Here is a 12,363-nt window from a genome sequence, read left to right as displayed (position 1 = left end):
GCCATCGCCCGGCTCAGGCCTGGGTACCGCCGACGGTGATGCCCTCGATCAGCAACGAGGGCTGGCCGACACCCACCGGCACACTCTGCCCGTCCTTGCCGCAGATGCCCACGCCCTCGTCCAGGGCCAGGTCGTTGCCGACCATGCGCACCTTCTGCATGGTTTCCGGACCGTTGCCGATCAGGGTCGCGCCCTTCACCGGCGTGGTGATGCGGCCGTCCTCGATCAGGTAGGCCTCGGTGGCCGAGAACACGTACTTGCCACTGGTGATGTCGACCTGGCCGCCGCCGAAGTTGACCGCGTACAGGCCCTTCTTCACCGAACGGATCATCTCCTGCGGGTCATGCTGGCCGGCGCGCATGTAGGTGTTGGTCATGCGCGGCATGGTCATGTGCGCGAACGATTCGCGGCGACCATTGCCGGTCGGCGCCACGCCCATCAGGCGCGCGTTGAGGCTGTCCTGCATGTAGCCGACCAGGATGCCGTCCTCGATCAGCGTGGTGCACTGGCTGGGATGACCCTCGTCGTCGATGTTCAACGAACCACGGCGTCCATCCAGCGTGCCGTCATCGACGATCGTCACGCCCGGGGCGGCAACGCGCTCGCCGATGCGCCCCGCGTAGACGCTGGTGCCCTTGCGGTTGAAGTCGCCCTCCAGGCCATGGCCGACCGCTTCATGCAGCAGCACACCGGGCCAGCCCGGGCCCAGCACCACCGGCATCACGCCGGCCGGTGCCGGTACCGCTTCAAGATTCACCAGCGCCTGGCGCAGCGCCTCACGGGCGAAGGCTTCCGGGCGGCCGTCGGCGAACAGCTCCTCATAGCCATAGCGACCACCGCCACCGGCATAGCCGGACTCGCGACGGCCGTTGTGCTCGACGATCACCTGCACGTTCAGGCGCACCAGCGGGCGCACGTCGGCGCCCAGCACGCCGTCGCTGCGGGCGATCAGCACCGTATCGACGCCGCCGGACAGGCTGACCATCACCTGCTTCACGCGCGGGTCGGCAGCACGCAGGTAGCCGTCCAGGCGCTTGAGCACCTCGACCTTGGCCTCGTTGCCGACGCCATCAATCGGGTCCAGCGCCGGGTACAGCGCGCGCGCGTTGCCGCGCAGCAGCGAGCGCCCGGTCTGGGCACCACCTTCACGCGAGATCGCGCGCGCCGACTGCGCCGCCACCCGCAGCGCATCGGCATGGATGTCGTCGGAGTAGGCGAAACCCGTCTTCTCGCCGGAAATCGCCCGCACGCCCACGCCCTGCTCGATGGAATGCGCGCCGTCCTTGACGATGCCGTCTTCCACGCTCCAGCTCTCGCGGCGGGCGTGCTGGAAGTAAAGGTCACCAAAGTCCACACCGGGGCCGAGCAGCTGCCCGAAGGTGCGCTCCAGGCCAGCGGTATCCAGGCCGCCGGGGCGCAGCAGGCGGTCTTGGGCAAGCGTCAGGGCGATATCAGTCATGGTTCTCGATCTGGGGATGCGGGGGCGCTCAGGCAAGCCCCGTGAACAGGAAAGCCGCGCTCAACGCGCGCGCGGCAGGCCGGTGACGGTCGGCGGAATGGCCGGCGCCGGTGCCGGCGCGGGTGGCGGAGCCTTGTCGCGGCTGCGCTCGATCACTTCCACCTTCGGTTCCTTCCATGGACCGGTCACCTTGTAGGTACGGGCGCCAATCTCGCCCAATGGTTTGGACAATACCGCATTGGTGGCCGCGCCCAGCGCCGCCCCCACCGGGCCACCGGCCACCGCCCCCACCACGGTCAGCAGATTGCCTGCGCGCGGGTTGACGTCGATGGTCTGGTCGAACTGCTGGTTGCGCAGGTCGGCCTGGCCGCGGATGGTGATGTTGGCTGCCGGGCTTTCGATCAGCACCTTGTCTGTGCGCGCCATGCCCTGGCCGAACTGCATGCTGCCGTCGATCTGGTTGAACGCGAAGCCCTTGGAGAAGAAGTCGCGGAAGTCGAACATCAGGCGCCGCGGCAGCTGGGTCACGCTGAGCAGGCCCAGCACGCGGCCGGCGCCCGGCTCCAGCTCCAGCAGCTGGCCGTTGCGTGCGTGCAGGTCCAGGCGGCCCTGCAGGTTGCCCAGCTGGAAGTCCGACGGCCCCCCACTCCACGTGGCCTGCAGCTGCGCCTGGCCGGAACCGCCACGCAGCTGGCCGCCGTAGTCGAGGTTCTGCATCAGTCCGCCCAGGTCCTCGCTGCGCACCTGCGCGGTCAGTTCGGTGCGGGCACCACCGGTGCGGCCCAGCCAGCGACCGCTGATGTCGATCTCCTGGTCGGGCGCACGGAAGCGCAGCTCATCCACGTTCAGGCCATTGGCCAGCGGCCGCGTACGCAGCACCGCCTGGCCCAGCACCACTTTGCCGAACTTCAGGTCGGCGATGTCCAGCGCGAACGGCGGCAGCTTGGCCGGGTCCATGTCGTTGGCGCCTGCCTGTACCCGTGCCGGTGCGGCCGGTACACCTGGAGCCGCCGGCAATGACTGCCAGTGCACGCGGTCGAGCTGGCCACTGATGGTGCCGCCGTCTGCATTGGGGACGGTCAGGCGCCCGGCCAGCGACGGGCCGTCCAGGCGTACATCCAGTGCCTGCGCTCCCGGGCGCAGCTGCAACCGGGTCTGCTCGAACACACCACCGATCAGCATCAGCTTGCCGACCTGCACGTCCACCGCACGCAGCGGCATGCCGTCATCGTCGTTGCCACCACGGGCCAGGCCGATCCACTCCAGCGCATCCAGGGTCGGGCTGCGGCCATTCACGGACAGTCCGCTCGGTGGCGGTTCGCGATCGGCATGGTCGCTGCCCAGCGTCACCTGCACACCCGTCTGGTTGTTGTGGCTGCGCGCAGCCAGCGCCAGGCGCTGGCCGAACGACACGTCGATGCGGCCGGCCCCCATCGGCAGCTGTGCAGCCACGGTGGTCGCCAACGGCTCGGCAGCCGGTTTGTCCAGCGGCGCCGGCAGGTCCAGCCGGGTCCCGACCAGATCGGAGCTCAACCGCAGCTCGCTGGGCGGCGCAGGCGCCCCCGGAGCGACCTTGGGCAGATTGACCGCGATGGTCCACGGCGAGGTGCCGGCGATGTAGGGCTTCAGCCACGCCATTTCCGGCGCGCGGTCGATCAGCACGCCAGCATCGAGGTTGGCCGACAACTGCGATTCAAAGGCCAGCTTGCTGTCGTGCACGTAGCCACCGGCACGCAGGCTCAGACGACCGTCCTGGCCGAGGTGGCGCACCGCCAGTTCCTCGGCGCCGAAACCGCCGTTGCTGTAGCGCGCCTGCCCGTGCATGTTGTCAAAGGTGAGCTGGAAGCGCTTGTCGACCAGCTTCACGCCGGCCAGATCGACCGTTCCCTGCAGGTGGCCGCCACCTTCATCGTGGTGCAGCGGCTGCAGCAGATCGAAGGTCACATGCGCCGGGCCCGCAGCGGTGAGGTTGTCCAGGGTGTCGCCATAATCCTTGTGCAGCGGGCTCTGCCGCAGCATGGCCAGCAGCCTGCCGGCCTCGCTCTGCGCATCGGCACGCACGTACAGCGGCTGCTGCCCGAAATCCTGGATGCCCGCCTCGAATTTCTGCACCGCCACGCCGGCCAGATCGCCGCGACCGTGCATGTCGAAGCCGGGGCCGATGAAGGCGATATCGGCATCGACCTGGCGCATCAACGGCCAGTCGTGCTGGAAGCGGATGTCACCATTGGTGATATGGCCGGTCGCCTCGAAGCGGCCATCGTTGTTGTCGAACGGCCAGTCGTCCAGGTCGCCACTGACCAGGCCGATGCCGTTGCGCACCTGCCCACCGGCCAGCGCCATGTCCAGCCAGTCGGTGGCGCCCTTGCTCATCTTGGAGTGGATCCAGAAGCGCTTGGCCGCGGTCATCGGCACGTCGTCCAGCTTGGCCGCCAGCTGCAGCCACGGCCGCGTACCGTCGCCCTGGAACCAGACACCACCGCGCACGTCCGCCGCGTAATCGGTGCCTTCCACGCGCATCGCTGCCGTGCCGATGCGCCAGCCACCGCCTTCATCGCGCCAGCCCACCACCTGGCCCGCCAGGTGCAGATCGTGGCGCACGCCGAAGCCGGTCGGCCAATCGAACTGCAGCTGGCGTTGCGGCTGCAGCTGCAGGCTGAAGCCATCCGCGTCGCCTTCGAAGCGCCCGCCCAGGCCGCGCAGGCCGGGCGAATTGCCCACGCTGGCGAAGCCCAGCGACTGCAGTTCGCCCTGCGCCCACAGCGGGCCATCGCGTTCGCCCGCCAGCTGCAGCTCGCGCACGTCCAGCTGCGGCCTGGACAGGAACAGCCAGCGACGCAGGCCCGGTTCAAGACGATCGCTCAGGGCCAGCGCACGCAGCGCGATGCCGGCCTGCACTTCGCGAGAACTGACCCGCAGCTGCTTGCCGAGCTGCAGCTGCAGGCCATCGAGCTGCTGCTCGCCTTCTTCGGTTTTCAGGCGCAGGCGCGGCACCTGCAATGCCCAGCCATCGGCCTGGCGCTGCCAGCGCAGGCGTGCCTGCAACCGCTGCAGCTGCAGCTGCGGAGCCGCCATCGCGGGCATCGGTGCGCCATCGATGCGGACATCACGCAGGTCCGAATCGGTGGTCACCGCCACCGGCGCGAAATCGCGCAGGGTCAGCCACAGGTTGAGTTCGCCCTTGCCTTCGCGCAGGCGCACACCGCCGGCCGCCAGCAGCGGCGACCAGGCATGAAAATCGACCGGATCGGCGCCCAGCCAGGCCTGACCGTTGCCGCGCACGCGGTCCACGTCCAGCACCGCCGTCAACGGCAGCGCTTCGGTCTGGGCCCAGGCGCGCACGCCTAGACGCAGGCGGTCGCCATTGACCCGCAGGCGCACGTCGATGCGTGGCAGCGTGGTATCGATCCCCAGCCCCGGCGCATGCACGCCCAGGCGGCCCCCGATCACCTGCAGTTCGCCCAGACGGCGCAGCGCATCCAGCGGGTCCCCGCCATTGGCGGCCTGCGGCAGGCCACGCACCGACCAGCGGCCGTCCTCGCCCTGCTGCAGGTCCAGTGCCAAGCCACGCAGGCGCAGTTCGGTCAACGAGCGGCCGGGCAGCAGCCCGCTGTACATCGATACCAGCACCTCGGCCTCGCCGATCGCCAGGCCTTGGCCGGCGCCAATGCGCAGGCCCTTGAGCTGCAGCAGCGGACCACGCCGGGTCCAGGCCGTCTGCAGCTGGTCGAAACGCACCGGCTGGCCGGCGCGTTCACTCAACCAGGCGGCAATCCTGTCGGGATGGCGCTCGGCCAGCGGCAGCAGCTGGCTGAGGGTGCCCACCAGCAGTGCCAGCCCGACCAGGCCCACCGCGCAGGCGGCAATGAAATGACGGCGGATCCTTCGCAGTCGCAGGCGCGGCGGCGCGCTCATCGGCCACCGCCGGCCTGCGGCCGGCGAGGATCAGAGCAGAACAACATCGAATTGCTCCTGCAGGTACTGCTCGTCCGCCTGGAAGCGGATGCTCTTGCCGAGGAATTCCTCCAGCTCGGCCACCGCCGCGGATTCCTCGTCGGTGATGCGCGCGACCACCTTGGTCGAGGCGATCACCAGCAGGCGCGCGGCATCGAACTGGCGCACGGCACGGGTGATCTCGCGGAAGATCTCGTAGGTCACCGTTTCGGTGGTCTTGATGCTGCCGCGGCCGCTGCACTGCGGGCAGGTTTCCGACAGCTGGCGCTCCAGGCTTTCCACCGTGCGCTTGCGGGTCATCTCCACCAGGCCCAGCGGCGAGAAGTCGTACACCGTGGTCTTGGCATGGTCACGGGCCAGCGCCTTTTCCAGCGTACGCAATACCTGGCGGCGGTGCTCGGCATCATCCATGTCGATGAAGTCGATGATGATGATGCCGCCCAGGTTGCGCAGGCGCAGCTGCCGTGCCACCGCCTGTGCCGCTTCCAGGTTGGTGCGGAACACCGTCTCTTCCAGGTTGCGCTGGCCGAGGAACGAACCGGTGTTGACGTCGATGGTGGTCATCGCCTCGGTCTGGTCGATCACCAGGTAACCACCGGATTTCAGCGGCACCTGCTTGTCCAGCGCGCGGCCGATCTCGTCCTCCACCCCGAACATGTCGAAGATCGGGCGATCGCCGCTGTACAGCTCGATCTTCTCCGCCAGCACCGGCATGTACTTGGCAACAAAGGCCTGCAACTGCGCGAAGGTCTCCTTGGAGTCCACCTTCACCTTGTCCACATCCTTGCGGATCAGGTCGCGTACCGATCGCAGCGGCAGGCTCAGGTCTTCATAGATGTTGCTGCACGAGGCCGCTTCGCGGCCACGACGCTCGACCACGTTCCATACGCGCGACAGGTAGGCGATGTCCTCGGCGATGGCTTCGGCCGGCTGGCCCTCGGCATTGGTACGCACGATGTAGCCGTAGCCCCCGTGCTGCGCCGACAGTTCGGTGACCAGCGCCTTCAGGCGCGCACGCTCGGTTTCATCCTCGATGCGCGCCGACACGCCCACCACCTTGGACTGCGGCAGCAGCACCATGTAGCGCGAGGGAATGCTGATCTGGGTGGTCAGGCGGGCGCCCTTGGTGCCGATCGGATCCTTCACCACCTGCACCACGATGTCCTGGCCGTCGCGCAGGAGCTCGACGATCGGCACGCTGGACGGCGGCGGCAGCGTGGTGTTCTCGGTGTCGGCACTGGCTACCGGCGCCGGCCGCACCACGTCGTTGGCGTGCAGGAACGCGGCACGCTCCAGCCCGACTTCGACGAAGGCCGCCTGCATGCCGGGCATCACCCGCTGTACCTTGCCCTTGTAGATGTTGCCGACCACACCCCGGCGCCAGCCGCGCTCGATGTGCAGTTCCTGCAGCATGCCATTTTCGATCACCGCGACCCGGGTCTCGCGCGGGGTCACATTGACCAGGATTTCCTCAGACATCGGCAGCCTCCCTGGCGGCATCGGCAGTGGGGGCCGGCACGCCACAGCGCGCCAGCAAACGATCGGTGTGCAGCAACGGCAGCCCCATCACCCCGGAGTAACTCCCGGACAGGTGCTCGATCCAGCGCTCGGCCCCGCCCTGGATGGCGTAGGCGCCCGCCTTGTCCAGCGGTTCGCCGGTGGCCACGTAGGCGGCGATGTCGGCGGCATCGATCGGGGCGAAGGTCACTTCGGAAATGACCAGCTCGCTGTCCAGCCCGTCCGCGCCGACCACCACCACGGCGGTCATTACCTGATGGGTACGCCCGGCAAGACGTGCCAGCATCGCGCGCGCGTCGGCAGCATCGACAGGCTTGCCGAACACCTCGCCGTCCAGCACCACCTCGGTATCCGAGCCAAGCACCCGCGCCTGCGGGTCATCGGCCAGCACCCGGGCCAGGCCGGCGCGCGCCTTGTCGGCGGCGACCCGGCAGACATACTGTTCGGCGCTTTCAGCGGGCGCGCGCTGCTCGACGACCTCCAGGTCCAAGGCCTGGAAGGGGCGTCCGAGTCGGGCCAGCAGCTGGTTGCGTCGGGGGGAGCGGGAAGCAAGGTAGAGCATCGGCACAGCATAACCTGAGGCTGCCACCTGAATCGTCGGCAACCCGTCCCGGAACGTACCCAACCCCGAACGGGCTCACAGCGCGTTCATCGCTACGACACCACCCTCAACGGCACAACAAGGAGTTCTCCATGCGCCTGACCGCCACCCCGCTGCTGCTCGCCCTGTCCCTCGCCCTTGGAACCTCGATGACCGCCCATGCTGCCCCGTCGTCGCCGTCGATCGCCGCTCCGGCCGAAGGCACCCTGCTGAACATCTCGGCCAACGCCGAGGCCACCCGCGTGCCGGACGTGGCCACCCTGTCGGCCGGCGTGGTCACCCAGGCCGCCGATGGCAACAGCGCCATGCGCCAGAACGCCCAGCAGATGGACAAGGTACTGGCCGCGATCAAGGCCGCCGGCATCGCCGAGCGCGACGTGCAGACCAGTGGCGTCAGCCTCAACCCGCAGTACCGCTATGCCGACAACGAAGCGCCGAAGATCACCGGCTACCAGGCCAGCAACACGGTCAGCCTGAAGGTGCGCGACATCGCCAAGCTGGGCAAGGTGCTGGACGCACTGGCTGCGCAGGGCGCCAACCAGATCAATGGCCCCAGCTTCGAGATCGACCAGCCGGAACCGGTCTATGACGAAGCCCGCCTGGCTGCACTGAAGAAGGCCCAGGCCCGCGCCCAGACCTATGCAAAGTCGCTGGGCCTGCAGGTGCGCCGCATCGTCAGCATTTCCGAGAACGCCGGCGGCGGCTACCGCCCGATGCCGATGATGCGGGCCATGTCGGCCGGCGCGGCGATGGACAAGGCCACCCCGGTCGCACCGGGTGAATCGACCGTCTCGGTCAACCTGGACGTGGTGTTCGAACTGGGTCGCTGATCCCGTTCGTCATTGCCGGCAAAGGCGGATCCCGCAGGGGATCCGCCTTTTTTCATGTCCGCAGCCGGCACTGGCTGAAGGCCAGCCCAACGATCGCCCCCCTGCCTCTAGGCAGTGGCCGCCATGTCGCGCTACTGATGGACTGCCAGCCGCGTGCGGCAACCCCGCCACGGGCCCTGGTGCGTTGAGGACTTCGTCACTGGCATGGAGGTGGACCATGGTTCGTACGTATCCCGTTGCATCCCCGCAGTTCGACCCCGCCCGCGTTGCCGCCTGGAGCGCGGCCATCGCCCTGCATCTGCTGGCCTTCCTGCTGCTGCTGATCCCGGCGACCTACCAGGCTGTGCAGGTCCCGCGTGACAAGACTGCGGTCAGGCTGATCGAGAAGATCCCGCCACCGCCCACGCCGCCGGTTCCGATCCCGCCGAAAGAGATCGTCCAGGTGGTGCCCAAACCGCGGACGCAGCCGGTGGTACCGCCGCTGCCCGCACCCACCGCGACCGTAGAGGAAACCCAGGGCATCGCACTGCCGGCCGCCGAACCGGCCCCGCCCCAGCTCGCACCGAGCATCGATACCGCCACACCACTGGCCGGCGCCCAGCTGCAATACCGCAGCGCCCCGCCGCCGGCCTACCCGCTGGCGGCACTGCGCAACCGCGAGCAGGGTACGGTGCTGTTGCGGGTAGAGGTGGACACCCACGGGCAGCCGGCGGTGGTCAGCATCGAGCGCAGCAGTGGCTCGCGCAGCCTGGACCAGGCCGCACGCCAGCAGGTGCTCAGGCACTGGCGCTTCGAGCCGGCCCAGCGTGATGGCGTGGCCGTGCCGGCCATCGGCATGGTGCCGGTGCAGTTCTCGCTGCCGGACTGAAGTGATCGCCGGCCCGGCCATCTGCCGGGCCGGCCCTTCCGTCCGGGCGGGCACGGACGGAACAGGATCAACTGTTATTGATTAAGCAAAAATTCACGACTTCGTCACCCGCCGGAAACCTAGATTGGTCCGTCCCGGAATCTACCGGAGACAGCCCTCAACGCTACGGTTTTCCAGTTAGGAGAGAAGCTGTGAAACACCTGATCCAACGGCCCGCCAGCCGCCGCCGCACCACCCTGGCATCGTCCATCACCCATATCCTTACCGGCGGCACCCTGCTGCTGGTTGGCGCCGTGGCTTCCACCTCCGCTTTCGCGCAGGAGAAGGCCACCAACCTGGACCGCATCACGGTCACCGGTTCGAACATCCCGCGCACCAACACTGAAACACCGTCCCCGGTGCAGGTGGTGACCCGCCAGGAAATCGACCGCACCGGCAAGACCACGGTTGCCGAGTACCTGCAGACCATCACCGCCAATGGCGCCGGCTCTATTCCCAAATCGTTCGGCAACGGCTTCGCCGGCGGTGGCGCCGGCATTTCGCTGCGTGGCCTGGGCGCGGGTTCAACCCTTGTCCTGTTGAATGGTCGCCGCATGGCCACCTACGGCCTGGCCGATGACGGCCAGAAGGTCTTCACCGACCTGAGCACCATCCCGCTCGACGCCGTTGAACGCGTGGAAGTGCTGAAGGACGGCGCCTCGGCGATCTATGGCTCCGACGCCATCGCTGGCGTGGTCAACATCATCCTGCGCAGCGACTTCCAGGGCGCGATCCTTCGCGGCTCCTACGGCCTGTCCGGCGACAGCGATGGCGATACCAAGAAAGCGACCCTGACCGCCGGTACCGGCGACATGGCCACCGACGGATGGAACGCCTTCTTCAGCCTGGATGTCGGCAAGAGCGACGCAATCAAGATCAGCGACCGCAAGAACCGCAAGTGGATCGGTACCGGCGACACCCGCCAGTGGGGCTATGGCAACAATGCCCAGTTCCTGGGTGGCGCCTTCCTCAGCGGCAAGACCCGCGGCGGCGTTGGTCCCAATGGCTCGGTGTACGACGACCGCAATGTCACCGACAAGAATCCGGCCACCCTCGTGCCACTGCCTGGCTGCCAGGGCCTGACCACCATCGGTGGCCAGACCGACGCCTCGGTCGCCGCGCAGGGCTGCCTGTGGGATCCGGCACAGCTGTATCGCGACATCTCGCCGGAAGAGAAGTACGTCAATGTGTTCGGCCGCGCCAGCTTCGCGTTTGGTGAAGGTGGCGAGATCTACACCGAGATCGGCTACTCGAAGAAGGAAACCACCTTCAGCAACACGCCGTCCGCCGCGTCCGGCGGCTGGGGTTATCCCGGCGGCCCGGTCAACGGCAACAGCGGTCCGGGCGCCGTGGTGCTTGGCCCCAATCATCCTGACCGGCCTGCCGGCCTCGGTACCGGCCCGTTGCGCCTGCGCTACAGCGCTTGGGACGTCGGCCCCCGCGTGACCGACAACACCAACGAGTTCAATCGTTTCCTGGTCGGCGTCAAGGGCAACTGGGGTGACTGGAGCTACGACACCGCCTACCTGCACTCGGGCACCGACCTGGTCAACGAGCGCACCGGCTTCCTGCGCTACAGCGCCGTGAAGTGTGCACTGGGTGACGCGAACTGTGCCGGTGGCGTATGGCGCATCGGCGACAACGCCAACCTGAACTCCCAGGCGCTGTACGACTACATCTCGCCGAAGATCAGCGCACGTGCCAAGTCCAGCCTGGACATGTTCGACTTCACCGTGTCGCGCAGCCTGATGGACCTGAAGGGTGGCCCGCTGGGCCTGGCGATCGGTACCGAGTGGCGCAAGACCAGCAACAGCCTGACCCCGCAGACCTACACCGACACGGGTGACATCATCGGCCTGGGCTACTCGGCCTATGACGGCACGCAGAACGTGTACGCCGGTTACGTCGAACTGTCGGCACCGGTGCTGGAGCAGTTGGAACTGTCCGCTGCACTGCGCTACGACAAGTATGAGAGCGGTGAAGGCAAGGCCACGCCGAAGCTGGGTGTGAAGTGGACGCCGGCCGACTGGATCGCCCTGCGCGCCAGCTACGCCGAAGGCTTCCGCGCGCCGAACCCGGCCGAGAACGGCGATGGTGGCCTGGCCGCCTTCTCCACTGCCTCGGATCCGATCCGTTGCCCGGACGGTGAAAACCCGGCCCCGGGTGCTTCGCCGGACGACTGCGGCTCGCAGTCGGTTGCGATCATCACCCGCCCGAACAAGGACCTGAAGCCGGAAGAGTCGAAGAGCTACTCGGTGGGTATCGTGCTGCAGCCCACCCGCTCCACCTCGTTGACCGTCGATGCCTGGGAAATCAAGCGCACCAACGAGATCGCCCAGGGCGATACCGATGATGCGATCCGGGCTGGCAATGTCCTGCGCGACAACAACCTGCTCAACGGCGTCGCCGGTACCGGCAGCATCCTGGCCGTCAACACCGCCTACATCAACGCCAGTTCCTCGCGCGTTCGCGGTATCGACACCGACATCCGCCAGACCTTCGACATCGGCCCGGGCCAGCTGGAGATGGATCTGCAGTGGAGCCACCTGCTGAAGTTCGAGCGCACCAGCGGTACCAGCACCGATGACTTCCTGGGCACGCACGGCAACTGCGACGTGACCAACTGCATCGGCACGCCGAAGGACCGCATCAACTTCGGTACCACCTGGAAGCAGGGCCCGTGGAGTGTCAGCGGCGTGGCCAACTACATCTCCAGCATGGAAAACACTGACAAGCGCGGCGGCAAGTACCAGTTCTTCTATGCCGATGGATCGCCGGTGAAGAAGATCTCTTCGTTCACCACCTTCGACCTTTCCGGCCGTTGGGCAATCACCGAAGCGTTCGAGCTGAATGCTTCGGTCGAGAACGTCTTCGACCGAATTGCTCCGCTGGATCCGCTGACCTATGGCGGCGTGAACTACAACCCGATGCACTTCAGTGGTGCCATCGGTCGCTACTTCACCGTCGGCGCCAAGTACACCTTCAAGTAATACAGGCAACACGCTTCAACGCATCACCTTCGAAGGCCCGGGCAGCTGCCCGGGCCTTCGTCGTTCTGCCCCTTGCAGGCATGTTCACGGGCACAGGGCTACCG

General features: G+C 67.5%; 7 protein-coding genes. 3 read left to right on the top strand and 4 right to left on the bottom strand.

All coding sequences use genetic code 11. The features are described 5' to 3' along the window. Positions 1–13 precede the first annotated feature (13 nt). Genes tldD through N5D45_RS10075 form a run of 4 tightly spaced genes read right to left on the bottom strand, consistent with a single transcriptional unit; the run spans position 14 to position 7,493 of the window. Positions 14–1,459, bottom strand: coding sequence for a metalloprotease TldD (gene tldD, locus N5D45_RS10090; RefSeq protein WP_043402681.1), 1,446 nt, complete (start codon positions 1,457–1,459; stop codon positions 14–16). A 60-nt stretch (positions 1,460–1,519) separates the two neighbouring features. Further along, positions 1,520–5,374 (bottom strand): YhdP family protein, encoded by a 3,855-nt coding sequence (locus N5D45_RS10085; RefSeq protein WP_279938839.1) that lies wholly within the window; start codon positions 5,372–5,374, stop codon positions 1,520–1,522. A 30-nt stretch (positions 5,375–5,404) separates the two neighbouring features. Next, positions 5,405–6,892, bottom strand: coding sequence for a ribonuclease G (rng, locus tag N5D45_RS10080; RefSeq protein ID WP_010482960.1), 1,488 nt, complete (start codon positions 6,890–6,892; stop codon positions 5,405–5,407). Beyond that, positions 6,885–7,493, bottom strand: coding sequence for a Maf family nucleotide pyrophosphatase (locus tag N5D45_RS10075; RefSeq protein WP_057504293.1), 609 nt, complete (start codon positions 7,491–7,493; stop codon positions 6,885–6,887). Before N5D45_RS10075 ends, rng begins: the two co-directional genes overlap by 8 nt. 131 nt (positions 7,494–7,624) lie before the next feature. On the opposite strand from N5D45_RS10075, the gene N5D45_RS10070 reads away from it, so the two are divergent. The 3 genes from N5D45_RS10070 to N5D45_RS10060 all read left to right on the top strand — a co-directional run bounded on the left by N5D45_RS10070 (position 7,625) and on the right by N5D45_RS10060 (position 12,259). After that, positions 7,625–8,362 (top strand): SIMPL domain-containing protein, encoded by a 738-nt coding sequence (locus tag N5D45_RS10070; protein WP_006382138.1) that lies wholly within the window; start codon positions 7,625–7,627, stop codon positions 8,360–8,362. Positions 8,363–8,579: 217 nt separating this feature from the next. Continuing rightward, positions 8,580–9,230, top strand: a complete 651-nt coding sequence (locus N5D45_RS10065) for an energy transducer TonB (RefSeq protein ID WP_019338627.1) — start codon at positions 8,580–8,582, stop codon at positions 9,228–9,230. A 191-nt stretch (positions 9,231–9,421) separates the two neighbouring features. Next, on the top strand, positions 9,422–12,259 hold the full coding sequence (locus N5D45_RS10060; protein ID WP_049398685.1) for a TonB-dependent receptor: 2,838 nt from the start codon (positions 9,422–9,424) through the stop codon (positions 12,257–12,259). Positions 12,260–12,363 lie beyond the last annotated feature (104 nt).

Source organism: Stenotrophomonas sp. GD03819, from assembly GCF_029841665.1.
In the GTDB taxonomy this organism is placed as follows: domain Bacteria; phylum Pseudomonadota; class Gammaproteobacteria; order Xanthomonadales; family Xanthomonadaceae; genus Stenotrophomonas; species Stenotrophomonas geniculata.
Note: the sequence above shows the minus strand (reverse complement) of the source record. Positions and strands in the feature narration are given on the sequence as shown.